The organism is Oligoflexus sp., assembly GCF_035712445.1.
Classification (GTDB): domain Bacteria; phylum Bdellovibrionota_B; class Oligoflexia; order Oligoflexales; family Oligoflexaceae; genus Oligoflexus.
In genome coordinates, this window is the sequence record NZ_DASTAT010000103.1 from 14,080 (window position 1) to 39,493 (window position 25,414).

Consider the following 25,414-nt stretch of genomic DNA (forward strand, 5'->3'; position numbering starts at 1 on the left):
GAGGTGAGCTGATGAAAAATGATAAGGACAGGCAGGCGTATGTCATGCAAGGAAGCCAGGACCTGCGCGCTCTGTTCGAGTCGATCCAGCGAGCCGGCTACCGCATCGCGGGACCGAGGTTTCGGGATTCTGCGATCGTCTTCGAATTCCTGGAACGATTCGAAGACCTGCCCTTTGGTTTCGAAGAGAGTCAGAAGCCAGGATCATACCGGCTCAAGGCCGCGGCGAATGCCTTCTACTTTGCCTATAGCGTCGGGCCTCAATCACTGAAGGCCATTCTTCACCCCGCGCGGCGCAAGCTGTTTGAGGGGAACAGAGTCGGTGGCCATTGGCAATTCACTGCCGAGGAAAAGGAAGAGCCGCCTGTCGCCCTGTTTGGAATAAGATCGTGCGATCTGAAGGCACTGCATGAGTTGGATAAAGTTTTTCAGGGCCGCAATGCGATCGATGCGCATTATAGCCGGCGGCGCCAGGGCCTGATCGTGGTCAGTGCGAGCTGCCGCAAGCCTTCTGAACTTTGCTTCTGCACATCCATGGGGCACGGACCCATGGCCACCGATGGCTTTGATATCAATCTTACGGAATACCTTTCCCATCAGCGGCATGAATTTCTGGCAAGACCCGGCACGGCGCGTGGTCATGAGTTTTTAAAGTCCCTTGATCTTCGTGTCGCCGATGAGCTTGCCATGGACGAGGAAGAAACCGTGGTGCGGAAGGCCAGGGAAAGGATCAAAAAAACCCTGCCCACCAAGGGTCTGCCGACTTTTCTGAAAGACAACCTGGAGCATCCACAGTGGGATGATGTCGCACGGCGCTGCCTCAGCTGCGGAAATTGCACCATGGTCTGCCCCACCTGCTTTTGTACGACGGTTGATGACATCACGGATTTAAGAGGGGAGCACACGGAACGCTGGTTGCGCTGGGATTCCTGCTTCAACTTCGATTTCAGTTTTATTCATGGGGGAGCCGTGCGCCCCACGACGCGATCACGCTATCGTCAATGGTTGACTCATAAGTTGGCGACCTGGCACGATCAATTCAAGAGCTGGGGCTGTGTCGGCTGTGGCCGCTGCATCGCCTGGTGCCCGGTGGGCATTGATTTGACCGAAGAGGTGAAAAGCATGAAGGTTACGCATGAAGAATCTTACGGACACAATAAGCTCGTTTGAATTTTTTCAGGGTCTGCCGCAGTATGCTCTGGAGATTTTAAGCGGCTGCGCTCAGCGGCAGGACTGGCCTGTTCATTCTTATTTAGCGGAAGAAGGTTCACGCGCGGACTATTTTTATGCGGTGGAGGATGGACGCCTTTCCATCGAACTCCATAGGCCTGGCCTGGGTCGCCATGTCATACAAACTTTGGGGAGAGGACAGGTGGCTGGCTGGAGCTGGCTCTTTCCACCTCACCTTTGGACCTTCGATATAAGGGCTTTGAGTCCCGTGAGAGTTTTGGCCTTTCAAGGGGACTGCCTGCTCAAGCTTTGCTCGGAGCACCCGGAGGTAGGCTATATCATGATGCGGCGCCTGGCTCATGTGATTGCAAAGCGATTGCAGGCCACGCGTCTTCAGCTGCTGGATATTTATGGAAGCACGGTGCCCGCGAGAGTTGCCGATGAAAAATCCCTGGCTCCCTGAGATCTGGGTTGTGGAACGCAGGATTCAGGAGAGCGAGGATACTGTCAGCCTTGAACTGCGTCCCGAGTCAAAAGCCGTGCGGCCTGAGGCGGAGCCTGGACAATTCAATATGCTCTATAGTCCCGGCTATGGAGAAATTCCCGTCTCGATCAGTTCGATGCGATCGGGTTCGTTTCTGCATACGATTCGCAGCGTGGGTGCAATATCCGCAGCACTTGCCGGCGCTCAGGCAGGCTCATGCGTGGGTGTGCGTGGACCCTTTGGAAGTTCCTGGCCGCTGTCGACAGCCTTCGGAAAAAATCTTCTTCTGCTGGCCGGAGGTCTGGGACTGGCACCCTTGCGTCCGGTCATCGAATGGGTCCGTGATCGACGCGAGGATTTTGCGGACTGTTCCGTACTTCACGGCGCTCGCGACAGAGACCATTTGATTTTCCGTGATGAGCTGGTGACCTGGCAGAAAAGCCCTGGGATCCATTGGGCGCTGACCCTTGATCATGCTGATCTGGATTGGGAAGGGCATGTGGGATCCTTGCCGCAGCTGCTGGATCTGGTGACTCTGGACAAGCAAACGACAGTCGCCCTTCTCTGCGGACCTGAAATCATGATGCGAGCGGCCGCTGCGTATTTGGTGCAGCTCGGTCTGCCGGCTGAGAGAATTTATTTATCTCTCGAACGCAATATGAAATGCGCGCTGGGATTTTGTGGGCATTGTCAGTTAGGTCCTGAATTTATCTGCCGCGATGGACCGATTCTCGCTTATGATCGGGTCGCAGCATGTCTGGGAGTCAAGGAACTATGAAACGACTGGCTGTGTGGAAATTCACCTCCTGCGACGGCTGTCAGCTCAGCCTGCTCGACCTTGAAGATGACCTGCTCCTGCTCACGGAATCCCTGGAATTTGCCTACTTCCTGGAGGCGTCGAGTGCGGCCCGTCCAGGACCCTATGATATTTCGCTCGTCGAAGGTTCCATCACGACTCCTGCGGATGTGGAAAGAATCCTGGAGGTCCGACGCCAGTCGAGGTTTCTGGTGGTGATCGGAGCGTGTGCCACCTCCGGGGGCATCCAGGCGCTTCGAAACTTTGTGGATGTGAAGGAATTCATAGCCTGCGTTTATGCACGGCCTGATTATATAAAGACTCTGGCCAAATCCAGTCCCATTTCCGCCTATGTTCCCGTCGATTTTGAGCTGCAAGGCTGCCCTATCGATAAGAGTCAGCTACTGGAAGTGATCGCATCGTTTCTTTTGGACAAAAAGCCTGCGTTGAGCAATGAAAGCGTGTGCGGCGAATGCAAACGACGAGGACTGGTCTGCGTTTGGGTCGCTGAGGGAAGGCCCTGCCTTGGACCTGTGACCCATGCCGGCTGCGGGGCTCTGTGTCCAGGCTATTCGCGGGGCTGTTACGGCTGTTTTGGACCGAAAGAGAACGCCAATGTTCCCTCGCTCGGCCGCAAATTTCGCGAACATGGCGAGTCGCCACGGGATATTCAGCGTCTTTTGAGAACGTTTCACGCGGCAGCGCCGGCTTTTTCCGGGAGGCCCCATGAACCCTCACGATCCTGAACAGGCCGCAGAAAAAACGTCCACGCGCGTGGTGAAGGTTGGAGCCATGACGCGTGTTGAAGGCGAAGGCTCGCTTCTTATTCAGACGGAAGGCGATCGGGTCAAAAACGTTGACCTCCATATCTTCGAGCCGCCTCGTTTTTTTGAGGCGTTCCTCCGTGGGCGTGCTGTCCATGAAACTCCTGATATCACATCCCGTATCTGCGGGATTTGTCCGGTGGCCTATCAGATGAGTGCGGTGCATGCGATTGAAAGCGGGCTAGGCGTCGTCATGCCTGATGCGATTCGCCGGCTGCGACGCCTTCTTTATTGCGGTGAATGGATCGAAAGCCATGTCCTTCATATCTACCTTCTGCATGCCCCTGATTTCCTCGGCTTGCCCGATGCCATAAGCCTGGGTAAAACGCAGCGCCAGCGGCTGGAGACGGGTCTGAGGCTGAAAAAACTGGGCAATCGGATCATGGCGCTGTTAGGAGGCCGGGAGATTCATCCCATCAATGTCAAGGTCGGAGGATTCTATAAGATCCCGCCGCGGGAAAGCTTTCGGGAGTTGAGTGACGAACTCTTCTGGGGCATAGAAGCGGCCAAGGATACACTCAGCTGGGTGTCCGGCTTTACCTTTCCAGAATTCGCAATGGATACCGAGTACGTGGCTCTGCAAAACCCAGGGGAATATCCCATGAACGAGGGGAATATTGCGTCCTCGCGTGGCCTGCGCATCGAGACCCGCGCGTTTGAAGATCATTTTGAAGAGTATCAGGCCCCGCAGTCGACAGCCTTGCATGCAAGAAGGCGAGGGCATGGCTCGTATCTCACAGGGCCGATAGCCCGCTTCTTGCTGAATTTCGCAGCTCTGCCGCCCCCGGTGCAAAAGCTCGCCCAGGAAAGCGGCATCCCTTTACCCTGTTACAATCCCTATCGCAGCATTCAGATTCGCGCGCTGGAGGTCATCTATGCCTGTCAGGAGGCGCAGCGCCTCATACAGGATTACGAAGATGGCCAGAGATCGTCGGTGGAACTGCAGGTTCATGCCGGAAGCGGCTGTGCAGCGACAGAAGCCCCGCGTGGGCTCCTTTATCATCGCTATGAATGGGATGGCGAGGGCTCGATCCTGGCCGCACGAATCGTGCCGCCGACCAGCCAAAATCAGAGCCGGATGGAAGAAGACCTTGGCACTCTGGTGGCAGGTCACCTGTCCCTTCCCGATGACGAACTCGCTGCGCACTGCGAGCGTTTCGTTCGCAACTTTGATCCGTGCATTTCCTGCGCCACTCATTTTCTTAAACTCACGCGGGAAAGGGTATAGCTCCATGGAAAAAGATCCCTTCCTGATCATAGCGCTTGGTCATGAATATCGTAGAGATGACGGTTTCGGAGCCCATGTTTTACGGAATCTGCTCAAAGAAGCTGAGGTTTCCTGCGAGGCCGTGTTCCACGCCGGGGATGTATCGGATCTTTTGGAGCGATGGAATCATCGCAGGGTGATTGTCATTGACGCCTCGGAATCACAAGGCGCTCCAGGTCGTCTGCATATACTGAAGCCCTTGCTTGCCTCCTGTCTTGTGCCGGAAGGCACAGTATCTTCCCATGGACTCGGGCTGGCGAAAACCATCGAACTCGGGAAAGTCCTGGGGAAATCGCCACGGGAGCTGATCGTGCTGACGGTCGAAGGTCAGGATTTCGGCTCGGGACCGGGTCTTTCCAGCGAGGTCAGGGGCGCGGTGGACGAGGCTTTGTCACAGCTTAAAAAACTTGTCATCGGCATGGAGACGGTTCATGCATGAAAGCGGAGTTATGAAGGATATGATGGCCTCCATTCAAAAACTCAGGGCGGATAACCGACTCATGAAAGTCACGCGGATCACGGTTCGGATCGGCGCTCTCAGTCCTTTTTCCGTGGATCATTTCCGGGAACATTTTTTCGAGGCTGCCGCAGGAAGTCCGATCGAGCAGGCGACGCTTGTCGTGGAAACTTCGGATGACATCGGGGCTGATGATGCGCAGTCCATAGTTTTGGAAGAGATTGAAGGTGAATGTGCCGGCTGAAAAAATGCAGCTGAGACTGGAGATCCACGGCCTCGTGCAGGGGGTGGGCTTTCGACCTTTTGTCTATCGTATGGCTCAGGCCCATGATGTGAAGGGATGGGTGCAGAATACCGGCGATGGCCTTGTGATCGAAGCCACGGGTGATGCCGATAGGCTGCATCAATTTATTGCAAGGCTCACAAGCGAAAAACCCCACGGGGCGCGGATCGATTCGCTGGACGTTTTGGAAGGGGAGGGGGCGCAGCGGGAGGATTTCGTAATCCTGGAAAGTCGTGTCACTCGCGTAAGCACGGATTTTCCCCTGGATGTCGCCATCTGTGAAGAGTGCCGTCGGGAACTGTCCTCGCCGGGGAATCGTAGGTTTCAGTATCCTTTCATCACCTGCACATACTGTGGTCCCCGCTTCACCATCCTTCGCGCCTTGCCCTTCGATCGGCAGAACACCAGCATGGCGAAGTTCGCGCTCTGTTCGGAATGCGCAGAGGAATATTCAGATCCAGAAAATCGACGCTTTCATGCGCAGACAATATCCTGCCCCGACTGTGGTCCCCAGCTTAAACTTCTGATGGTTGATGGAGGAGTCAGGGGATGGAATCAAGATGCTCTCAGACAGGCGGCCTCGCTTTTGCGAGAAGGCGGGGTGCTGGCTCTCAAGGGAATCGGCGGCTATCACATTGCGGTGGATGCCACCAACGAACGAGCGATCCAAAATCTTCGGCAAAGAAAAAGGCGGCCTGAAAAACCTTTGGCGGTGATGTTCGCGGACCTTCAACGGCTCCACGATTTTGCGCAACCCACCGAAGCCGAGTGCCAGTGTCTTCTAAGCCCTGCTTCCCCCATCGTCCTTTTAAAACAGCATCCCCAAAGGCGGCTCGCCCCCGGCGTCGGTCAAGGAGCACCGCTTCTGGGCGCCATGCTTTCCCATAGCCCTTTGCATCTTTTGCTATGTGAAGCCTGTGAGTTTCCTCTGGTGATGACCAGCGGAAATACCTCAGGTGGTCCCGTCATCATTCAGGATGACGATGCCTTCCGAAAGCTTGGACCTTTGGTGGATGCCGTGCTCACGCATGATCGGGATATTCTGCATCACGCCGATGATTCAGTTGTGCGAGTCTGGGATCGGCAACGTACGGTCCTGCGTTTAGGGCGCGGTCTTGCGCCTTATGTCATTCCCTGTGCAGCACCATCAGGAATTTTGGCTCTGGGCGGGCATCAGAAGAATAGTTTTGCGCTGACCAATCAGAATAAGCTTTTTATCAGCCAGGATATGGGCACGCTGGATGCCTATCAGAATCTTCAACGATTGGACGCCGAGATCCGTTCCTGGTTCGATCTTATGAAACTGCAGCCTGCTTGCGCTCTGCATGATCAGCATCCTGACTATGGCTCCACTCGCCTCGCCACGCGCATCCATCGAAAGGCGCCGGGGATTCCGCACCATGAGGCCCACGTCATGGCCTTCTATATGGAACAGCAGTCCATGGAGGCAGGTCTTGCGCTCGCCTGGGATGGATGGGGCCTTGGTGCCGAGGGTGAGTTATGGGGCGGGGAATTCTACGATGTAAAGCCTCGCGAAGGAAAAGCCTGGCTTCGGCGTATGGGGTCTCTTCTGCCCTTTATCCTCGCCGGCGCAGACAGGGCGGCCCGTGAACCCTGGCGCTGTGCTCTGGGAGTCGCCCATGCGTTGTTTGGTGAGCGGGCTGATAGAAAACTTGAGCACTACGGAGCGGCCGCCTGTTTAAGGCAAAAGGGAGCGGACATCGTACTTTCCCTTCTGCAGAAAGGCCAGTCGTCTGCACAGTGCAGCAGTGTGGGGCGAATTTTCGATGCGGTCGCTTCGCTTTTGAATATCAAGCAGGTCTGCACGTTTGAAGCTCAGGCGCCCATGCTGCTGGAAGGTCAGGTCGAGGAGGGCCATGTGTTTGATCCCTATCCCCTGATCATCCAGCGGCGGGACGCTCGTTCTTGAAAGCTGCGCTTTTACGTTCGTCCGCGTCAGCAGGTTTTTCTTCCGTGCCGATTGTTTTAGCTTTGTACCCGGCCTTCTCGATGGCTTGAAGCAAAGCCGACTCGCTTGCCATGCCTTGCGTGAATTCGATGGCCGCTCTTTCGGTGGCCAGGTTCACGGTCGCACGAGTCACCCCGTTGACCTTGGCCAGCGCTTTTTCGATGCGCTGCACACAGGAGGCGCAGGTCATGCCTTCGATGCTGACTTCGAGTTTGCCCTTTTCCACCTCGTAGCCTGCCTTTTCAATGGCGGCCAGGACCTTGGGTAAGGCTGTGCTCTCGCGAGTCACCACATGAGCGGATTCCAAAGCGAGGTTGACGGTGACATCCGTGACCTCTTCGAGCTTTCTTACCGAGCGCTCGATGCGGTGGACGCAGGACGCCCAAGGGGCTCTCTTGAATGGAGCATGGGCTGCAACGGGCAGCCCTTACTGGCTTCTGCCCCCGGAAGGCCGGGTATGCGGCAGGTTTTCGTCTTCGGGCGTTTCGCAGGTGGCGGCTTTCGGTTCGGGCCTATAGGCTCTTCCCGTGCTATTCAGATGAGCCTCAAGCAGCCTGAGGAATTCGCGAACCGCGGAACTATCACGCAAGGAATAAGCGGCATCCGATATCGAATCGCCTACGCTGATGGTAATCCCGCGACCTTTTAAAGCCGCGAACATTTCTTCGTCGGTCCTGTCATCACCTATGGCCACATAGGTCCGCTGATCATCCCTCGCCAGGCGCCGCTCGACCACCTGGCCCTTGCTGATGCCCTTGAAGCGGACTTCAATATTCTTCTTGCCGGCGAGGATATCCAACTCGTCCGCCCCATCCAATGCCTTGATTTCCTGAGTCAGCGCGAGCAGGTGGCGTTCCATGGCTCCAACTTCCACCATGCGATAATGCAAAACCGTGGAAAAAGCCTTGTTCTCGATCAGCACGCCCTTGTGCAGAGCTTTGTACTGCTGGAAGATCGCCTGAACGCGCTGCAGAAGCGGCGATTCCTTCTTGGGATCAAAGAGAAAGTTCCGGCGACGTGAAACCGGATCGAAGGAAATGCCCCCATGCTCTCCGTGAATATGCACGGGCAGACGATGAAACCAGTGGAAGAGTTCATCAAAGCGACGCCCGCTGACGATGTGCACCTCGACCCCTGGGGTATGGCTCAGCTTGCTGAGTAGCATGATCAGGCTGGAGTCGGGTGAGGCCAGATCAGGGCGCCTCACGATGGGAAAGAGGGTTCCATCGTAGTCGATGAAGAGAGTGAGAGGACGTTCCAGCATCTCGATGATCCTGCTCATGCCTGAACTCTGAACATACTGTCTGTCAAAGTCCGAAGCCAGAGGCGTCGCCGACCCTTTACGGTGGCCGAAGAATTGCTGCACCCATTGCCTTGCATCGAATTTCATCACTCTCTCCCTCATTTTTTTCATACGTAACTGGCGTTCCTCGCAGGGCATGGTCAGTGCCTGCCGCATGGTCCGGGCCGTGGCTTCAATATCATAAGGATTGATCAAAAGGCCTTCGGCCAGCTCGTGAGTGGCTCCAGCGAATTCACTCAGGATCAGGACTCCGTCATGGTCAGGCCTTGAGGCTATGAATTCCTTGGCGACCAGATTCATGCCATCCATCAAGGGCGACACGAGCATCACGTTGACTTTTCGGTAAGCCTGGCCCAGTTCCTCGGCGCTGAAGGGTGACGCATAATAATGGATGGGTTGATAGCCGGGAAAACCAAACCTGCCATTGATCGCGCCAATCATCTGCTCAACCTGCAGTTTATAACGACTATAAGCGGTGAGGTTGCCGCGTGAACCAGGGGCGATTTGTATCAGAGCAATCTTTCCGCGCAGGTCGGGATTGTTTTCCAGAAGGCGTTCCAGAGCCAAAAGTTTACGAGGCAGGCCCTTGGTGTAGTCCAATCGATCCACCGAAAAAAAGATCTGAAGATCGGGATTATCCTGCCGCATCTTATCAATGGCATCCACCAGGACACCTCTGTGCTGGGACGTCGCCATAGTCTCCCAGCGTGGCCCATCGACGCCGAGCGGGGCCACGGCGACTTCCACGCGGCGTCCGTGCACGAGAAGGCCGCCCGTCACCTTTGGATAGGAAACAATGGATTCCACGGCCTGCTGGAAATGACGCGCATAACTTTCGGTATGAAACCCAATTGTATCCGCGCCTAAAATGCCTTCGAGTATCTCTTCGCGAATGGGAAGCATTCGGAAGATCTCGGCTGGTGGAAAGGGAATATGCAGGAAAAATGCGATCGAAACACCAAGGTCCTTATCGCGAATCATCCTGGGCAGCAGCTGCAGATGGTAGTCATGTATCCACACCGTGTCCCCTGGCTGCACGATCTCAGCCAGCTTTTCGGCATACAGGCGATTGATGAGCTGGTACTCATTCCAATGCGGCATCGTCAGGGGAAGTCGGCCGGTCTGATTGTGGTAGAGCGGCCAGAAAACACCGTTGGAAATGTCATTATAGAAGGCGTGATGAGCCCTTTGCGGAAGGCGGACCGTGGTGCAGCCGCGCTGCTGGAAAGCTTCATGGACGATGGCGCGCTGAGCTTTATTCAATTTTTGCGTGATGCCATCGCTGCCCACCCAGATCGTGTTCTCATCAAGCAAAGGCAAAAGTCCGCTGACGAGCCCTCCCATCGAAGGTTTGAGTATCAGTTCATCATTCACAAACGCGCCGGTGAAGGGCAGTCGATGGGATACGATGATGAGTCGGCTCATAGTCAGCCTCCTTTGCAAGTGAACACGCTCTTAAAGAATCGGTAGTCAGGTTTGTCCTGTAAAATATATATATCGTATGCCTCCCATACGATTTCGTTATGGTTGTGAATGTCTGCAAGGGGCTGAAATTCGCTCAATATTGATCAGATTCGGTGATTTCGGGGGCGGAACGCAATGAAGGGGGCAGCGGCTTGACTCATGACCCTACAAAAGACGCCCCCCCTTTAAAACCCATCAGCATCACATCTAACTTCGGGAAAGACTGGCTCCATGTAAAATATATTTTTCGAATGAATCGAATAACGTATTCATATCCAAGGCGCAAAAAGATAGACTGGGGACGCGTCCAGGCCTTGGACGCGATCGCGTGGCGAACTTTCATCAGCCTTGAGGACCGCATGTTCAACTATAATCATCTCTTTTATTTTTTCTCGGTCGCCCGGCTGGGTGGGATCATCAAAGCCGCCAGGTATCTTCGCATTGCCCAGCCGTCGCTGACTGTTCAGATCAAGGCGCTGGAAGCTCATACCAAGCGCAAGCTTTTCCGGAAGGCCGGCCGCGGTCTGGTTTTGACGCCCGATGGTGAGGTGCTTTATTCCATTTGCCGCCGCATGTTCGAACCTGTCGATGACCTGACTGATTTCCTGCAGGACAAGGAAAGCCGGGGGCAGAAGACGATCCGCATCGGGGTGGCCGATGAGCTGGAGCGGCCGTTCGTGGTGGACCTGATTCGGAAGATATTCCGCAAGGAGTTCATGAACCAGGACGTGCAAGTCCGGATGACCTCCGACAAGCATCGCGTGCTGCTGGATAGACTCCGCTGGAAGGAGCTTGACGTGCTGTTGAGCAACTTCACTCCAGGTGCCGATGACTTCACTGTCCTGGCCGAAATCCTTCTGCCCATCGTCGCTGTCGCGCACCGCTCCATCTTCAAGAATTTCAAAAAAAGCCAAACCCGTGAACCTTTGAGCAAGGTCCTTCAAAGCCTTGATACCGGACTCGTCCTGCCCACGTCGGAACAAAAACTTCGGATAGAATCCGAGATCTATCTGCAAAAAGCCCGCATCCAACGCCCTGTCGTCTTCGAGAGCGATATCCTCTCCGCCGTTGTCAGGGCTGTGGTCGAAGGGGTCGGTGTGGCTTTCCTGCCGAAGCATTATGTGCAGAAAGAATTGACCAGCGGTACTCTGGTCCTGCTCAGTGATGGGCAGAAGCTTTGGAATCATGCGATCTACCAGATTGCACCCAAAAAGCAGCAGTTGGATCTTGTGAATAGCGAGATCCGGGACTATTTCCGTCTTTTTAAGGCCAAATTGTAGCTTGAGATGAACGGATGGATGTCCGTCTGAATGCTTTGCGGCAAAGGGAATTTTCGGGAGTTGTCATGGGCGAACGGCTGCGGGTGCTTTGGAATAAATTGAACGCCGGCTATTGGATGATTCCGACTTTGATGGCTGTCGGAGCGTTAGGCGTGTCATATCTTGTTGTGCTTCTTGATATGCGCTTCAGCACGGGGAAGCAGGAATCATGGTGGCTCGGATACACGGGTGGGGCCGATGGAGCCCGCTCAGTCCTGAGTGCGATCGCCTCGTCGATGATCAACGTGGCTGGCGTCGTCTTTTCCATAACGGTCGTGATTTTATCCTTGGCGACCCAGCAATTCGGAACCTATATTTTACGAAGTTTTATGCGCGATCGTAGTAATCAGACGGTCCTTGGGGTTTTCCTGGGGACGTACCTTTACTGTCTGATGCTGCTGCGTTCCGTGCGGGGCCGCGATGACGATATGCCGTCAGCCTCGCAGTTCATTCCTTACATCGGTGTCACGCTGGGCTTGATCCTGGCGATGATCAGCCTGGGCTACCTGATTTTTTTCATTCATCATCTCGCCCATTCCATCAAGTCGTCGAATCTGGTGGCCCATTCTGGACGCGACTTTATTCAGGCCATTGAGCGCCTGTTTCCCCAGGAGGTGACGCGACCGTCATCCCATATTCATAGCGCCCCACCCAGCGAGGGCACGCTGGTCACATCCCTCAACGCCGGTTATCTGCAGGCCGTTGATGGCGACGGCTTGGTCCGGCTTGGAGCGGAGAAGGACGTTCTGATCGTTCTGCGCGCTCGTCCGGGATCTTTCATCGGTGCGGGGGATCCGCTGGCTTTGATTGCGTCCGATCCTCGGCAGGATTTCGGGGACGACATGATTACGCGCATTCGCTCCGCGTTCATACTGGGTGATGAGCGCACGATAGATCAGGATGTTTCGTTCGGCATTGAAGCTCTGGTCGAACTCGTTATCAGGGCGCTGTCGCCGGGAATCAATAACCCCGTGACGGCTTTGCAGTGCATTGACCGACTCCGTGACGGCCTCTCGCGTCTGGCCGCGCGACCTGTTCCGGCAGCTTATCGGCAGGACTCGCAGGGCGTCCCCCGCTTTCATGCCGAACCACTTCGTTTCGTCGAGCTGCTTGATCTTTCCTTCGGCCGCCTCGTCTACGGTGCCCGTCATCATCCGGACGTTCTTTTGAGTCTGCTGAGGGCGCTGCATATACTGCGGAAGAGAGTTACCGATGTGTTGGATCAGGAGGCCATCATGCGTCACGTCCGCAGGATCGAACATCACTTCCAAGCCATTGATGATGAATTTTTTCAGGAACGCTTGAAGCGCGCAGTCCTGTGAAGGACCTTCGCATGTTCTCATTAGGCTATTCCTATGGATGCCATAGGCCGAGTCTATGAATTTTTCCAGAATGGGTGTTTGCATGAGCGCGGGCTTTGCAGTATGAGAAGGATGATGGTTTTCTTTCAATAGGGCGCGTTTTGATGCAAGATTCCTCTCTCTTGAGAACACTCTACGTTCGCGGCTCTTTTCACCGCGCTTTTATTAAAGCCCCTTACATCATCGCCGCTATTATCACCGGCCTTGTTTCGGTGGGCTTTGGTACTGTCGTGGACCGGGTGACAGAATTCGCCTCGCACATGCTGAAGACCCAGCCTTTGGTTTTTCTCGCACTCACCCCCATGGCCTTCGGTCTGTCCCGCTGGTTTGTGCAGAAGTTTGGGGTCGCGGCCTCAGGAAGCGGTATTCCCCAGGTCATGGCCGCGTTGAGCGTGGATACGCACACGAGGGCCCAGATCGAACCTTTATTGAATTTCAAGATTCTGCTGGCGAAAATCGTCAGCGGCTGTCTGTGCCTGCTGGGCGGCGGAATCGTCGGAAGAGAAGGGCCGATGGTCCAGGTTTCGGCCATTATTTTTCTTGGGGTCGGGGATGTCTTTCGGAAATTCAAGGCCCGGGTGGATTATCACAGCCTCATAGTCGCAGGTGGAGCAGCCGGTGTCGCGGCAGCCTTCAATACCCCTTTGGGCGGGATAGTCTTCGCCATCGAGGAGCTTCTCAGTCAGCATTTTTCGAAGGTAAGGTCGGCCTTGATTGTGGCTGTGATCATTGCCGGAATGGTCGCGCAAAGTTTCCTGGGGCCTTATCTCTATCTAGGGGCTGTTCCCCTTCAAACTCCAAAGTTCTCCTTTATCGTTCCGCTTTTGACCGTAAGCGCCTTGGCAGGACTGATGGGAGGTTTCTTTGGTAAAGCTTTGATCTTCACCCAGACCTCGATCGGGGACTGGTCGGCCAGGCGCCGGCTGCTATGGGCCGTTTTATGCGGATTTATCGTAGCCTTGTTCCTGGTCTTCATGAGTGATCAGGCTCCTTATGTGACGGGTGGCGGCACGCGACTCATCCGGGATATCCTTTGGCAGGGGAAAACTGTCGATTTTCTTTTGGTGCTGGAGCGTTTCGTCGTGTCCCTGGTGACATTCATATCAGGCTGCGCCGGAGGCATATTCGCGCCTTCTCTGGCCTTCGGAGCCGCGCTGGGGAAATGTCTTGTCTATGTTTTTTCTGGTACTGATCCGGTCGCCCTGACTTTGATCGGAATGGTCAGCTTTCTGGCATCTGTAACCCGGGCCCCCTTTACTTCCATGGTGCTCGTGACAGAGATGAGCGATGGCCATGGTCTCTCACTGCACGTTCTTCTCGCCAGCCTTTTCGCTGTCGGTGTCGCACGCAGCGTGGAGTCGCGGTCCTATTATCATTTTCAGGCAGAATTCTACCGCCGTTGGATAACACCCCAGGAACCCGAGTCCGACGCGGAATCCGATCAAACCCGATAGCGTTCCGCCACCTCCATCCTCAAACTGAGTCCGTGGCCGGGTCGTGTGAGGTCAGGCACCAGATCGCCATGCTCCAGCTTCGGAAATCCTTCGAAGAGCATTTTTTCCAGGCGCACGTGATCATGAAAATATTCGAGATGGCGGAGTTTCTGCGCGGCGCAGCAGACCGGCAAATGCAGGGCCGGTGCCGTGTGGGCCGAGAGTGGAATTTCAAAAGCATCGCAGAGCGCGTCCACCTGCAAAAATCCAGTATAGCCGCCACAGCGCGTTGCGTCCGCCTGCAGCACGTCCACGCTTTCGGCCTCCAGCATGAGGCGGAAATAGACGGGATCAAAACCATATTCGCCCGCAGCAATGTCGAGCTGGGGAGGCGCATGCTTGCGGATGTGGTGAAGGCCTTGTAAATTCTCTGAGGAAACAGGCTCCTCGAACCAGCTGACGTTGTGCTCGCGACATAAGGTTTCGCAGAAGAAAAGGGCTTCGCGCGGCGTGAGGGCTCCGTTGGCATCTATGAAAAGTTGAACATCCGGGCCAATCGCCTGTCGAGCCACGGCGATGCGGTCGCGCTCCCTGGTGAGATCCGCACCGATTTTCATTTTGACGAAGCGCAGGCCTTCCGCAGCCCAGCCCCCCAATTGAGCGTGCAGGCGCTCATGAGTGTAGGTGAGAAAACCTCCGCTGCCATAGATCGGAACATGGGTGCGCGCCGCACCGAGGAGTGTGACGAGAGGCGCCTGGAAAAGACGCGCCTTCAGATCCCACAGGGCCACGTCCACGGCCGCGATCGCCATCGTCGCGACGCCTCCAGGTCCGAAATTGCGAACCTTCCTCCGCATCATGCTCCAAAGCGCGGCTATTGCAAAGGGATCCTGTTGCTGAAGGGCCGGCGCGAGCACATCCTGAATGATGGACGCTGCCCCTTTTTGGGAATAGGTATAACCCAATCCTGTCTGACCACCTGCATGAATTCTGACCACGATCATCGTGGTCTCTGTCCATTCCAGTGTTCCATCCGCTTCGGGTTCATCGGTGGGCACCGTCAGAGGCAAAACATCGACCGCTGTGATGGGTGGGCCTTTTTCATCGAGTTTCATAAGCATCTTCCTTTATCAGAGACGTCCCGCATCACTGCGATCACCAGCGGGACCTCTGGGTTTAAAGAGGTTGTAGGCTGAGTTCACATGAGCAATGTGAGAAAAAGCCTGTGGGAAATTGCCCACGAGCCGACGGCGATCAGGACAGTATTCCTCGGCGAAGAGTCCCACATCGTTGCGAAGCGAAATCAAATGACTATAAAGTTCGTGCGCTTCCTGCCGTCGACCGAGGAGCACGTAATTGTCAACGAGCCAGAACGAGCAAGCGAGGAATGTGCCTTCCTCGCCGGCGAGTCCGTCCAGTTCCTGACGAGGCCGATAACGCCGGACAAGTCCATCCTGCAGCAATTCCTTTTCCACGGCTCGAATGGTGCCCACGACCCGCGGATCATCAGCCTTCAAAAACCCTACCAGTCCGATCATGAGAAGGCTGGCATCCAGATCGCGCGATCCGTAGGACTGCACGAACGAGCCCAGTTCGGCATTATAGCCATGCGTGAGGATATCCTGACGAATCCGCTCGCGCAGCTTGCGCCATGCTTCCAGGTGGCCGTCCAGCTTGAAGGTTTCCGCGGATTTGATCGCGCGGTCCACAGCCACCCAGGCCATGACTTTGGAATGAGTGAAGTGGCGCCTGGGACCACGAACTTCCCAGATGCCCTCGTCGGGTTCGTGCCAGACGGTTTCCAGGTAGTCCAGCAGTTTGCGCTGCAGGCGCCAGGCATCGGAGCTTTGCGGGAGTCCAACGCGCAGTCCGAGATGAAGCGTGTCCATCACTTCGCCGAAGACATCCAGCTGGAGCTGAAGATGCGCAGCGTTGCCGATCCTGACTGGCGAGGAGTCCTCATAACCGGGAAGCCCATCGAGGTTGGTTTCGCTGAGCCTGCGTTCGCCGCAGAGCCCATACATGATGCGCAGTTGCCTGGGCGTCCCTGCAATGGCGCGCAGGAGCCACTGACGCCAGGCCTCGGCTTCTTCGCGATAGCCTGCGGTCAGCAGGGAATAGAGGGTGAATGTCGAATCGCGGAGCCAACAGTAGCGGTAGTCCCAGTTTCGATCCCCGCCCGGACGTTCGGGCAGCGAGGTGGTCGGCGCCGCGACGATGCCGCCCGTGGGCCTGTAGGTCAGTCCTTTCAGGGTCACCAGAGAACGCAAGACGCCCCCCTGATCCTGATTCCGATCGGCCCATTCCTTCCAGTAATAGATCGTGCGGCGAAGTGCGTGATAAGCGTTCTCAGGCAGGACGGGACGTGGTTCCTGCGAGGCATGCCAGGCCATGACAAATGCCAATCGTTGTCCTCCTTTCACAGTGAACTGCGCTTCGGTATGCAGGTTGTGTCCATGCAAGGGAACATCGGAATGGAAAACCAATGCGTCGGGCCCGGCGACGGCGTGGATGCAGTGACCTTTCTCGTCCAGGCGTCGCACCCAGGGGACGACGCTGCCATAATCAAAGCGAATGACGAGGCTCAGATCCATAGCGACCTCACCCTTCAGGCCTTCGATGATGCGAATCAGAATAGGTTGCCCGGTATCCATCAGCATGCCGTCGGTCAAGCGACAGCATCCTTGGGCTGTCGTGAATTCCGTCTGCATGACCAAAGTCCCCTCCACATAGGAGCGTTGGCTATCAAAGGCCTGACGGGGACAGAGAGACCAGTGTCCGTGCGTTTCATCGCCCAGGAGCGCTGCGAAACATGCCGATGAATCGAAGCGTGGAAGGCACAACCAGTCGATGGAACCATGGCGGCTCACCAGTGCCGCCGTGTGACAGTTGCCGATCATCGCGTAATCTTCGAGGGGAAGCGACATTCAGGATACTCCTGCCTGGTGAATGGATCAGCTGGGAAACGCGATCGTACTGATCAGAGCATTGGCCGCCTGCCTGGAGTCGAGACGGGTATGCTGAACGACGATCGGGACATTGGCAATCAAAAGACTCGCGTAATCCGTGCCGCGGGGTATGGGCTCAGGGTCATCCAGATCATTGAAACGCAGGTGTCGCGTGCGCCGGGCAGGAACCTGAACATGATAAGGTCCTGCCGGTTCCCTATTGCTAAAAAAAACGTAAATCTCGACATCCGCCGGATCCTCCCCGGTGTTCAGAATGCAGGCGGTTTCATGACTCAGCATTTCCGGAGATGGCCCGGTGCTTTCACGAGGAATATAGCCTTCGGGTATGGCCCAGATGAGATGCCCAATGGCGCGCATATTTTTCATAAGTGACCTCCTTGCCTGGTCCACAAGCATCATGCATGCCATGGAACACTGCTTGCTTGATTCATGCCGAAGACCAGGCAGCATCTCAACTCCCATGCGTCTTGAGCATGTTGTCTTTCCCTCACATCCCATACGACCATGAGGAGTTCGACATGGAATTGGAATACTCTCGCACTGCTTTTGCACCCGCCAGGCACGACATCAGGAGGCCTTTATCCAAGGTCCAGCAGAAGAAAATGACGCCAGACCTGGAGGCCTGCCTGCGGGACCTTCAAAAGCATGTGAAAGGCGATGTGCGCTTCGATGAGGGCACGCGGAGCCTTTACACAGTGGATGCTTCGAATTACCGCTACATTCCCCTCGGCTGCGTCATGCCTCGGAGCAAGGACGATATCCAGATGGTGGTTGCGATTTGCAAGAAACATGGCATGCCCATACTTTCCCGTGGAGGCGGGACCAGCCTGGCTGGGCAGTGCACGAATGCCGCGATCATCATGGATATGACGCGCTATTTTCAGGGTGTGGTCAGCATCGATCCTGAACGTCGTCTGGCTCGCGTTCTTCCGGGAACCGTGCTCGATCATCTGCGGCAGACGACTCAGGAAAAATATGGACTCACCTTCGCGCCTGATCCCGCCACCCACAATCACTGTACGCTGGGAGGCATGCTCGGCAATAATTCCTGTGGCATTCATTCGCTTATGCGCGGCGATCGCGGCCGCACGGCTGATAGTACCCATGAATTGGAAATTCTCACCTATGATGGCCTCCGCATGCGGGTCGGAGCCACTACAGACAACGAGTTGGAGTCCATCATTCGCAGTGATGGGCCACGGGGGATGATCTATCGGCGGCTGAAAGATCTTCGCGATCGCTATGCGCCTCTCATTCGCGAACGCTATCCCCGAATACCGCGTCGCGTTTCCGGTTTTAATCTGGATGAGCTGCTGCCCGAAAAAGGTTTTCATGTCGCGCGTGCGCTGGTCGGCACGGAAGGGACCTGCGTCACCACTCTGGAGGCGACGCTTGAGCTTGTGCCCCATCCCCGGGAGAAGGTTCTCGCCGTCCTTGGATTTGAAAGCGTCTATGTCGCGGCCGACGCCGTGCCTGCCGTGCTCGCAGCTCAACCTATGGCGCTGGAAGGCATCGACAGCAAACTCTTTGAATACAGCAGCAGGAGCCATGAGCATAAGAAGGGCCTTCGCCTCTTTCCCGAGGGGACGGGTTGGTTGATCACGGAATTCGGCGGAGACACCGTGGAAGAAGCCATGGCCGCAGCCCATCGTCTGGATGCGATTCTGCCTCAGCTGCCAGGGAAGGCGCGCTGTGCCTTTATTCAGAACAAGGACGATCAAAAAGCGATCTGGGAAATCCGCGAGTCCGGTTTGGGAACGACGGCGTTCAGTGACAGCCTGGGAGAAACATGGCCCGGCTGGGAGGACTCAGCTGTGCATCCCGACAAGTTTGGGCGCTATCTTCGGGAATTCCGAACTCTGCTGGACCGCCATCATTACGATGGCTCTCTCTATGGACACTTCGGACAGGGCTGCCTGCACGTCCGGATTAATTTTGATCTGCGCACAGGTTTTGGCCGTGAAAAATACAAGGCTTTCTTAGCCGATGCCGCTGACCTTGTCGTGGGTTTCGGTGGCTCCCTTTCCGGCGAACATGGTGATGGACAGTCCCGTGGCGAGCTGCTGACAAAGATGTATGGTCCCGAGCTGGTTCAGGCCTTTAAGGAATTCAAGTCCATCTGGGATCCTGAGGGCCACATGAATCCCGGACGGGTCGTGAATGCTCCCCCGCCGGATCAGAATTTGAAGATTGGCTCCGATTATAAACCGCGCAAGGTCAAAACCTGGTTTGCCTATGAAAAGGATCACGGGAGCTTCGCGCATGCTACGGTCCGCTGTGTCGGGGTCGGGGAATGTCGGCGCGAATCCGGTGGAACGATGTGTCCCAGTTATCGCGTGACCCACGAGGAGAAGCATAGCACGCGGGGGCGTGCCCACCTTCTGCATGAGATGATGGACGGCAGCCTCATCAAGGACGGCTTCCGAAGCGAAGCCGTGAAAAGCGCCTTGGATCTCTGTCTGGCCTGCAAAGGCTGCAAAAGCGATTGCCCTGTTCAGGTGGATATGGCCACGTATAAGGCCGAATTCCTGGCCCACTATCACCAGCACGTGAGAAGGCCGCGCCAGGCTTATTCCATGGGATTGATCCACTGGTGGGCGCGTCTCGCCAGTACGATGCCCGGGCTGGTCAATACTCTGACCCATACACCGGGATTGAGCCGGCTCTTGAAGACGGCTGGTGGCATGGCCCCTGAACGCGAATTTCCGCGCTTTGCCTCCACCACTTTCCGCGAATGGTTTGATGCACGCCAAAAGCCTAAAGCCGAAGGTCGCCCCCGGGTTTTGCTGTTTCCCGATACCTTCAATAACCACTTTCATCCCTATGTGGGGCGAGCGGCGACGGAAGTTCTGGAAAATGCGGGATTCGAGGTGCTCATCCCATCGCGGGTCTTCTGCTGTGGCCGGCCTCTTTATGACTATGGAATGCTCGATGAGGCGAAAAAGCTCCTGCTTCATACGATGGAAGGTCTGGAACCCTATGTGAAGGAGAATCTGCCGATCGTCGGACTTGAACCCAGCTGCATCGCGGTCTTTCGTGATGAACTGAAGAACCTTTTCCCGAAGAGTGAAAGGGCTCGTTTGCTGTCGCAGTCCTTTCATACCTTCGGTGACTTCATCAGTAAAAAAGCCCCGCGCTATCAGGTGCCTCAGCTGCAGCAGAAGGCCCTTGTCCACGGGCATTGTCATCACAAGGCCGTGATGGGCTTTGACGGCGATAAGAAACTTTTGGAGAAGACCGGCTTGGATTTCCAGATTCTCGATTCAGGATGCTGCGGCATGGCGGGCTCCTTTGGCTTTGAGCCTGGGGATAAATATCGTGTGTCGATCGCTGCCGGGGAAAAGGTTTTACTTCCTGAGGTTCGGAAGGCGTCGCCGCAAACTGTGATCATCGCCGATGGTTTCAGCTGCAAGGAACAGATCCGGCAAACGACGCCGCGGCAGGCTTTGCATATCGCGGAAGTGCTGCACATGGCGCTTCATAAAAACAAAGGGCTGGATATGAAGGCCGAGCGCCCGGAAGACTTTTACTATCGGAACTTCAAGACGCTTCCGGCCCGCTCCCGTCGCGCGCTGTATGTCACAGCCGGTCTTGCGCTGATCGTGGGCCTTGGGAGCTACCATTATATCAAGCAGCGCAGATCAGGCCGCTATGCGCGTCAGGTAATCTGAAAAGCTGAGGAACATGGCGACATAAACCAGGAACAGGGTTCCGCCCAGAAACCAGAAAATGGCTCTCTGGGCCACCCGTAGTTCCATGAAGTTTCGCATGACGACGGTGGCTTTCGCCAAGGCGATGGCGAAACTGAGCAGCATGCCGAGCCAGCCCAAAGACAGCTTATAGACGAGGACAGTCAACGCCAGAAGCGCGATCAAAGCCAGATAGCTGAAAGCATAGAGCCGGGTTTCTGATTTCACCATGGCAGCCTCGGTTTATCCATGAGATAGAGCATGGGAAAAAGGAAAATCCAGACGATATCCACAAAATGCCAGTAGAGCCCAAGATTCTCGGTGAAATGGAGCTGCGACGAAGGGATGTTGGTCTTGCGCGCCGTGTCTATCCAAAGCCCTGTGATCAGAAGAAGCCCGATGAGTACGTGAAGGCCGTGAAATCCCGTCATGATAAAATAGAGTCGCAGGAAAATCTCCCCCTGGCGTGGATTGACCTGGCCGGATCCTGGGAAGTCTCCACTTCGGATCTCCGCGGACCACTCGTATCCCTTGATACCAAGAAATACGGCCCCGAGAAGGAAGGTGAAGACCAGAGAGCGGAGCAAAAGACGCCGATTCTGCTGCTGCGCGCCGTGTACTGCCATCACCATGGTCCAGCTGCTCGTCAGAAGGATGCCCGTGTTGAGACTGCCGAGCAGAAGGTGCAGCTTTTGACTGAAATGCGCGAAGACCTCAGGATACAGATAGCCATAGATAAGAAAGGCCGAAAAAATCGCGCCGAAGAACATGATTTCGGAGGTGAGAAACACCCACATTCCAGCCGTGGCGGCTGCCTTCTGCTGCTCCAGAGCCACGAACTGATGCTCATGAAGGGGCGCTGTGGGGTTCGTCGCTTTTTCCAAAGAGTTGATCATAGGCATAGACTTCATCCTCGATATGGGGAATCCCGCTGAAATTGTCCTTCGATGGTGGTGACGGAACCTGCCACTCCAAGCCGGTCGCTGGCCACGGATTGGGTCCGGAGCGAGGCGCGTATTTCCACGACCAGGCCATATAGATGAAAGGCAAAAGGTAACCCACAGCCAGTATGCTCGCGCCCGCAGAAGAAAGGACGTTCCAAACCTGGAATTCCGGTGCATAGGAGTGATAGCGTCGCGGCATACCCTGATAACCCAGGACGAACTGCGGGAAGAATGTGAGATTGAAACCGACGAAGATCATGATGGCCGCGAGCCGTGCCCAGGATTCGGGATACATGCGGCCAAACATCTTCGGCCACCAGAAATGGAGCGCACCAAAATAGGCCATCACCGCGCCGCCGACCATGATGTAATGGAAGTGAGCCACCACGAAATAGGTATCATGCACATGCACGTCGATGGCCAGCGTGGCCACAAAAATCCCGGTCAGGCCTCCTATGGTAAAAAGACCAATGAAACCAATAACATAAAGCATAGGCGCCGATAACAGTATCGAGCCCTGGTAAAGGGTCGTGGTCCAATTGAAAACCTTGATGGCTGAAGGCACGGCGACGAGCATGCTCAGAAAGGAAAAGACCAGGCCCGCATAGGGCGATTGTCCCGACACGAACATATGATGTCCCCAGACCATGAAGCCGATAAAGGCAATGGCCAGGGAGGAACCGGCGATGAAGTTGTAACCGAAGACGCGTTTGCGCGCAAAACAGGTGATCACTTCACTGACCACGCCCATGGCGGGCAGGATCATGATGTAAACCGCGGGGTGGGAGTAGAACCAGAAAAGATGCTGGAAAAGCAGGGGATCGCCGCCCTTCCAGGGATTGAAGATGCCGAGGTCGGTCAGGTTTTCCAAGGCGATAAGGGCCAGCGTCATGGCCAGCACCGGCGTGGCGAGCACGTTGATGATGCTCGTCGCATACTGTGACCAGATGAAGAGCGGCAGTCGCCCCCAGCGCATGCCTGGAGCCCGCATCTTATGAATGGTCACGATGAAATTCAGACCCGTGAGTATCGAGGAGAAACCGACGATGAAAACTCCGGTGACCGCGGCGACCACATGCGAATTCGAATAAAGGCTGCTGTAAGGCGTATAGAAGGTCCAGCCGGTATCGACGCTGCCCAGCACCGCCGAGCCGATGATGATCGTGCCGCCTGCCATGAAAAGATACCAGCTGAGGAGATTCAGTCGGGGAAAAGCCAGGTCCTTGGCGCCGATCATGAGCGGCACCAGGAAATTTCCGAAGACTGCGGGAATGGACGGAATCAAAAAGAGCCAGACCATGACGATTCCGTGCAGCGAAAACAGCCGATTGTAGGTCGCGGCCTCCACAAGGTCGCCCTTGGGAGTGACGAGTTCCAGTCGAAAGAAGGTCGCTGCGATCCCTCCGATCACGAAGAAAAAGGTGATGGCGAACATATAAAGGAGCGCGATCCTTTTGTGATCGCGGGTCAGCAGCCAGGACCCGAGACTCGTCCCTTCCTGAAGATAATTGGGCAAGGCCGTTTCATTCATTTTTTTGCTCTCTCAGGGATTTGATATAGGCAGTGATACTCAGAATCTCGTCTTCGGTGATGCGGCCCTGATACGAGGGCATCGCCGGCTGAAAATTGCGCACGACCTTGGCCTGCGGGTTCAGAATGGACTCCCGGATATAGGCGTCGTTCACCACCGTGCTCGTGCCGTCGGCCAGCTCCACGGGCTTTCCATAGATGCCGCCGAACCAGGGGGCTATGCTCGTGCTCTCACTTTTGTGGCAGCTCGTGCAACCCAGGGATGCCACGAGTTTCGCGCCCTGCTGCGCAGTGCTGCCCATGCCCTGGGAGTTGCCGAGCCAGTTCTCGAAGTCCTCGGGCCTCATGGCGATGACCTGCCCGACCATCTCGGAATGCGATGTGCCGCAATATTCCGCGCAGAAGAGATGATAGCTGCCGGGAAGAGTCGGCTCGAACCACATCTCGGTGTACGCCATCGGCAGGACATCATGCTTCAGGCGGAAGGCCGGAATGTAGAGACTATGGATCACGTCCTGGGAAATGAGATTGATTTTGACCGGCCGGTTCACAGGCACATGCAATTCGTTGATCTCGCGGCGACCGTCGGGATGTTGGAATTTCCACATCCATTGCTTGCCAATCGCATAGACGGCATACGCGTCATCGGGCGCCGTTCGATACATCTGCAGATAGATCCGGGCCCCCCAGGCGAAGGCAAAGAGGAAAAAAGCGAGCGCGATCACGCTCCAGCCGATCTCAAGCGAGAGTTTCGTGTTCGTATGATGCACGGGCCTTGGCTGTTTTTTTCGTGAGTAGCGCACACAGAAAAAAACGATCAATCCGGCGATCAGAAGCACGGCGCCACCGGAGACGATCAGCAGCACGATGAACACATGATCCACATCGGCGGCGAACGCGGATGCCTGCTGGGGCCATTTGAGAAATTCCATAGCATTGCCCCTATTTCGGCTGCAGGCGGCGGTGTTCCCAAAGATACACCATGGCCCCACCACCGATGAGAAGGAACACGGCAAAAACCCGCATGATGCGATAGATCTCCAGGGTGTAGGTTCCCGTTGTCGCATTGTAGCGATAGCAGGCCAGCACCAGCTGCCGCAGCATGCGACCCAGACCATTGCGTGAAGCGTCGGTAAGCGCCGCCTGCAGTTCCTTCGGTTGATATTCGATGCCGAAGAAATAGCGGGAAATGCGGCCGTCACCTGTCAGAACTGTCAGCCCGCTGGGATGCTGATATTGACCTGTGCTGGCATCAAAGCGATAGCGGAAGCCGACGGTATCCGCCAGCTGCTGAATGGCCCTCTCGCTTCCCGTCAGGATATGAAGCGAGTTCGCATCCAAGGGTCGGGACGCTCGCCTGAGCAAGGTTTTCTTCCGTGCGGCAGCGTCCTCCGGCGTATCCCGAGGATCTATGGAGACCACGATCACCTGAAACGGGGGAAGGCTTGTCGTTTCCATGTCGTTGGAGGATTTGACCAGTCCATCCAGCACAAGGGGGCAGAGCGTCTTGCAATGAAAATAAGCCAGACTTAAAATGGTGGGCTTTCCCTGATCGAGAAACTCTGCGAGCTTCACCTTTCGCCCCTCATCATTCCGAAACTCAAGATCACGGGGAACGGACGTTCCGATCTTCTGCTCGAAATCCACGGGATCGGGAGCGCCCGAGGCCGCCTTGGCGAAACCCAATGTCCAAGCCATCAGGATGAACCTGAATCGAATCATGCCGGTATCCTTTCCTTAAGGCTGCGGCGCAGTTTTGAGATAACGATCCATGGCCTCATCGATCGGAATGCGGACCGTTCCCTGGTTTTTGTCGATCCAGCCATAGCTTGTCAGTTCCTTGATCTGCTGGCTCCGATAATCCTGCAGATCTTCACGCGGACGGTATTGCAGCCGCGGTTTGGGGAACTGCTCAACCTGCTGCACTATGCGCGTAGCCTTGTCCCGATTCAGATCCTCCAGTATGAAATGTCGTGGCCAGGCATAGGAGTAAAGCCAGCGGGGCAGGAAACAGAAAAGAGGCACGAGCACCAGAAAACCGATGAGAAGTGCGCGCCCGTGTCGATAGGCATTGTCCTGTTCATAGAGAGGAGCCATGGATTCCCTTCCTCAAGGCGAGCTTGAAAATTTGCAGCCAGATGCCCCCGAGAGTG

The 25,414-nt window shown here is 55.7% G+C and carries 23 protein-coding genes; 12 read left to right on the forward strand and 11 right to left on the reverse strand.

Annotation, left to right across the window (positions count from 1 at the left end):
• Positions 1 to 11 precede the first annotated feature (11 nt).
• Genes VFO10_RS22835 through hypF form a run of 8 tightly spaced genes read left to right on the forward strand, consistent with a single transcriptional unit; the run spans position 12 to position 7,210 of the window.
• Positions 12 to 1,169 (forward strand): 4Fe-4S dicluster domain-containing protein, encoded by a 1,158-nt coding sequence (locus tag VFO10_RS22835; RefSeq protein WP_325144302.1) that lies wholly within the window; start codon positions 12 to 14, stop codon positions 1,167 to 1,169.
• Positions 1,135 to 1,632 carry a cyclic nucleotide-binding domain-containing protein gene (locus VFO10_RS22840; RefSeq protein WP_325144303.1) on the forward strand — a complete coding sequence of 166 codons (498 nt, stop codon included), beginning with the start codon at positions 1,135 to 1,137 and terminating at the stop codon, positions 1,630 to 1,632. Before VFO10_RS22835 ends, VFO10_RS22840 begins: the two co-directional genes overlap by 35 nt.
• Positions 1,610 to 2,431, forward strand: a complete 822-nt coding sequence (locus VFO10_RS22845; RefSeq protein WP_325144304.1) for an FAD/NAD(P)-binding protein — start codon at positions 1,610 to 1,612, stop codon at positions 2,429 to 2,431. Before VFO10_RS22840 ends, VFO10_RS22845 begins: the two co-directional genes overlap by 23 nt.
• A complete protein-coding gene (locus VFO10_RS22850; protein WP_325144305.1) occupies positions 2,428 to 3,195 on the forward strand; it encodes a hypothetical protein in 768 nt (255 codons plus the stop codon). Before VFO10_RS22845 ends, VFO10_RS22850 begins: the two co-directional genes overlap by 4 nt.
• Complete coding sequence (locus VFO10_RS22855; protein WP_325144306.1) at positions 3,176 to 4,501, forward strand: Ni/Fe hydrogenase subunit alpha; 1,326 nt, start codon at positions 3,176 to 3,178, stop codon at positions 4,499 to 4,501. Before VFO10_RS22850 ends, VFO10_RS22855 begins: the two co-directional genes overlap by 20 nt.
• Before the next feature lie 4 nt (positions 4,502 to 4,505).
• Positions 4,506 to 4,979 (forward strand): hydrogenase maturation protease, encoded by a 474-nt coding sequence (locus VFO10_RS22860; RefSeq protein ID WP_325144307.1) that lies wholly within the window; start codon positions 4,506 to 4,508, stop codon positions 4,977 to 4,979.
• Entirely contained in the window at positions 4,972 to 5,241 is a 270-nt protein-coding gene (locus VFO10_RS22865; protein WP_325144308.1) for a hydrogenase/urease maturation nickel metallochaperone HypA, read from the forward strand. The genes VFO10_RS22860 and VFO10_RS22865 overlap by 8 nt, the downstream gene beginning before the upstream one ends.
• Positions 5,225 to 7,210: a carbamoyltransferase HypF gene (gene hypF, locus VFO10_RS22870; protein ID WP_325144309.1), complete on the forward strand. Its 1,986-nt coding sequence runs from the start codon at positions 5,225 to 5,227 to the stop codon at positions 7,208 to 7,210. The genes VFO10_RS22865 and hypF overlap by 17 nt, the downstream gene beginning before the upstream one ends.
• Here the strand turns inward: hypF and VFO10_RS22875 are convergent.
• Positions 7,182 to 7,673: a copper ion binding protein gene (locus VFO10_RS22875; RefSeq protein WP_325144324.1), complete on the reverse strand. Its 492-nt coding sequence runs from the start codon at positions 7,671 to 7,673 to the stop codon at positions 7,182 to 7,184. The genes hypF and VFO10_RS22875 overlap by 29 nt on opposite strands.
• A gap of 3 nt (positions 7,674 to 7,676) precedes the next feature.
• Entirely contained in the window at positions 7,677 to 9,977 is a 2,301-nt protein-coding gene (locus tag VFO10_RS22880) for a bifunctional alpha,alpha-trehalose-phosphate synthase (UDP-forming)/trehalose-phosphatase (protein WP_325144310.1), read from the reverse strand.
• Positions 9,978 to 10,375: 398 nt separating this feature from the next.
• On the opposite strand from VFO10_RS22880, the gene VFO10_RS22885 reads away from it, so the two are divergent.
• From VFO10_RS22885 to VFO10_RS22895, 3 genes are all read left to right on the forward strand, one after another.
• On the forward strand, positions 10,376 to 11,296 hold the full coding sequence (locus tag VFO10_RS22885; RefSeq protein ID WP_325144311.1) for a LysR family transcriptional regulator: 921 nt from the start codon (positions 10,376 to 10,378) through the stop codon (positions 11,294 to 11,296).
• A gap of 65 nt (positions 11,297 to 11,361) precedes the next feature.
• On the forward strand, positions 11,362 to 12,657 hold the full coding sequence (locus tag VFO10_RS22890) for a DUF2254 domain-containing protein (RefSeq protein WP_325144312.1): 1,296 nt from the start codon (positions 11,362 to 11,364) through the stop codon (positions 12,655 to 12,657).
• 161 nt (positions 12,658 to 12,818) lie between these two features.
• Positions 12,819 to 14,150, forward strand: coding sequence for a chloride channel protein (locus tag VFO10_RS22895; RefSeq protein ID WP_325144313.1), 1,332 nt, complete (start codon positions 12,819 to 12,821; stop codon positions 14,148 to 14,150).
• Here the strand turns inward: VFO10_RS22895 and VFO10_RS22900 are convergent.
• Genes VFO10_RS22900 through VFO10_RS22910 form a run of 3 tightly spaced genes read right to left on the reverse strand, consistent with a single transcriptional unit; the run spans position 14,138 to position 17,455 of the window.
• A complete protein-coding gene (locus VFO10_RS22900) occupies positions 14,138 to 15,244 on the reverse strand; it encodes an enolase C-terminal domain-like protein (RefSeq protein ID WP_325144314.1) in 1,107 nt (368 codons plus the stop codon). The genes VFO10_RS22895 and VFO10_RS22900 overlap by 13 nt on opposite strands.
• A gap of 15 nt (positions 15,245 to 15,259) precedes the next feature.
• Positions 15,260 to 17,056 carry a glycoside hydrolase family 15 protein gene (locus VFO10_RS22905; RefSeq protein ID WP_325144315.1) on the reverse strand — a complete coding sequence of 599 codons (1,797 nt, stop codon included), beginning with the start codon at positions 17,054 to 17,056 and terminating at the stop codon, positions 15,260 to 15,262.
• A gap of 27 nt (positions 17,057 to 17,083) precedes the next feature.
• Positions 17,084 to 17,455 (reverse strand): sensory rhodopsin transducer, encoded by a 372-nt coding sequence (locus VFO10_RS22910; RefSeq protein ID WP_349259383.1) that lies wholly within the window; start codon positions 17,453 to 17,455, stop codon positions 17,084 to 17,086.
• Between the two features lie 245 nt (positions 17,456 to 17,700).
• Here VFO10_RS22910 and VFO10_RS22915 point away from each other — a divergent pair, with 245 nt between their 5' ends.
• Complete coding sequence (locus tag VFO10_RS22915) at positions 17,701 to 20,769, forward strand: FAD-binding and (Fe-S)-binding domain-containing protein (RefSeq protein WP_325144317.1); 3,069 nt, start codon at positions 17,701 to 17,703, stop codon at positions 20,767 to 20,769.
• On the opposite strand, the gene VFO10_RS22920 is transcribed toward VFO10_RS22915, so the two are convergent.
• Genes VFO10_RS22920 through VFO10_RS22945 form a run of 6 tightly spaced genes read right to left on the reverse strand, consistent with a single transcriptional unit; the run spans position 20,740 to position 25,358 of the window.
• Positions 20,740 to 21,018 (reverse strand): hypothetical protein, encoded by a 279-nt coding sequence (locus tag VFO10_RS22920; RefSeq protein WP_325144318.1) that lies wholly within the window; start codon positions 21,016 to 21,018, stop codon positions 20,740 to 20,742. The two genes, VFO10_RS22915 and VFO10_RS22920, sit on opposite strands and share 30 nt — an antisense overlap.
• Entirely contained in the window at positions 21,012 to 21,689 is a 678-nt protein-coding gene (locus VFO10_RS22925; protein WP_325144319.1) for a cytochrome c oxidase subunit 3 family protein, read from the reverse strand. The genes VFO10_RS22920 and VFO10_RS22925 overlap by 7 nt, the downstream gene beginning before the upstream one ends.
• Complete coding sequence (ctaD, locus tag VFO10_RS22930) at positions 21,634 to 23,262, reverse strand: cytochrome c oxidase subunit I (protein WP_325144320.1); 1,629 nt, start codon at positions 23,260 to 23,262, stop codon at positions 21,634 to 21,636. Before ctaD ends, VFO10_RS22925 begins: the two co-directional genes overlap by 56 nt.
• Entirely contained in the window at positions 23,255 to 24,193 is a 939-nt protein-coding gene (coxB, locus tag VFO10_RS22935) for a cytochrome c oxidase subunit II (RefSeq protein WP_325144321.1), read from the reverse strand. Before coxB ends, ctaD begins: the two co-directional genes overlap by 8 nt.
• A gap of 10 nt (positions 24,194 to 24,203) precedes the next feature.
• Positions 24,204 to 24,983 carry an SCO family protein gene (locus tag VFO10_RS22940; RefSeq protein WP_325144322.1) on the reverse strand — a complete coding sequence of 260 codons (780 nt, stop codon included), beginning with the start codon at positions 24,981 to 24,983 and terminating at the stop codon, positions 24,204 to 24,206.
• A 15-nt stretch (positions 24,984 to 24,998) separates the two neighbouring features.
• Positions 24,999 to 25,358, reverse strand: coding sequence for a hypothetical protein (locus tag VFO10_RS22945; protein WP_325144323.1), 360 nt, complete (start codon positions 25,356 to 25,358; stop codon positions 24,999 to 25,001).
• Positions 25,359 to 25,414: the final 56 nt, after the last annotated feature.

Excerpts from the sequence above, each read along its gene's own strand:
- VFO10_RS22835 (WP_325144302.1), top strand. The coding sequence starts at position 12 with ATGAAAAATGATAAGGACAGGCAGGCGTATGTCATGCAAGGAAGCCAG.
- VFO10_RS22945 (WP_325144323.1), bottom strand. The coding sequence starts at position 25,358 with ATGGCTCCTCTCTATGAACAGGACAATGCCTATCGACACGGGCGCGCA.
- VFO10_RS22845 (WP_325144304.1), top strand. The coding sequence starts at position 1,610 with ATGAAAAATCCCTGGCTCCCTGAGATCTGGGTTGTGGAACGCAGGATT.
- VFO10_RS22920 (WP_325144318.1), bottom strand. The coding sequence starts at position 21,018 with ATGGTGAAATCAGAAACCCGGCTCTATGCTTTCAGCTATCTGGCTTTG.
- VFO10_RS22855 (WP_325144306.1), top strand. The coding sequence starts at position 3,176 with ATGAACCCTCACGATCCTGAACAGGCCGCAGAAAAAACGTCCACGCGC.
- VFO10_RS22880 (WP_325144310.1), bottom strand. The coding sequence starts at position 9,977 with ATGAGCCGACTCATCATCGTATCCCATCGACTGCCCTTCACCGGCGCG.
- VFO10_RS22860 (WP_325144307.1), top strand. The coding sequence starts at position 4,506 with ATGGAAAAAGATCCCTTCCTGATCATAGCGCTTGGTCATGAATATCGT.
- VFO10_RS22885 (WP_325144311.1), top strand. The coding sequence starts at position 10,376 with ATGTTCAACTATAATCATCTCTTTTATTTTTTCTCGGTCGCCCGGCTG.
- VFO10_RS22915 (WP_325144317.1), top strand. The coding sequence starts at position 17,701 with ATGACGCCAGACCTGGAGGCCTGCCTGCGGGACCTTCAAAAGCATGTG.
- VFO10_RS22840 (WP_325144303.1), top strand. The coding sequence starts at position 1,135 with ATGAAGAATCTTACGGACACAATAAGCTCGTTTGAATTTTTTCAGGGT.
- VFO10_RS22890 (WP_325144312.1), top strand. The coding sequence starts at position 11,362 with ATGGGCGAACGGCTGCGGGTGCTTTGGAATAAATTGAACGCCGGCTAT.
- VFO10_RS22905 (WP_325144315.1), bottom strand. The coding sequence starts at position 17,056 with ATGTCGCTTCCCCTCGAAGATTACGCGATGATCGGCAACTGTCACACG.
- VFO10_RS22925 (WP_325144319.1), bottom strand. The coding sequence starts at position 21,689 with ATGCCTATGATCAACTCTTTGGAAAAAGCGACGAACCCCACAGCGCCC.
- coxB (WP_325144321.1), bottom strand. The coding sequence starts at position 24,193 with ATGGAATTTCTCAAATGGCCCCAGCAGGCATCCGCGTTCGCCGCCGAT.
- VFO10_RS22910 (WP_349259383.1), bottom strand. The coding sequence starts at position 17,455 with ATGCGCGCCATTGGGCATCTCATCTGGGCCATACCCGAAGGCTATATT.
- VFO10_RS22850 (WP_325144305.1), top strand. The coding sequence starts at position 2,428 with ATGAAACGACTGGCTGTGTGGAAATTCACCTCCTGCGACGGCTGTCAG.
- VFO10_RS22865 (WP_325144308.1), top strand. The coding sequence starts at position 4,972 with ATGCATGAAAGCGGAGTTATGAAGGATATGATGGCCTCCATTCAAAAA.
- ctaD (WP_325144320.1), bottom strand. The coding sequence starts at position 23,262 with ATGAATGAAACGGCCTTGCCCAATTATCTTCAGGAAGGGACGAGTCTC.
- VFO10_RS22940 (WP_325144322.1), bottom strand. The coding sequence starts at position 24,983 with ATGATTCGATTCAGGTTCATCCTGATGGCTTGGACATTGGGTTTCGCC.
- VFO10_RS22900 (WP_325144314.1), bottom strand. The coding sequence starts at position 15,244 with ATGAAACTCGATGAAAAAGGCCCACCCATCACAGCGGTCGATGTTTTG.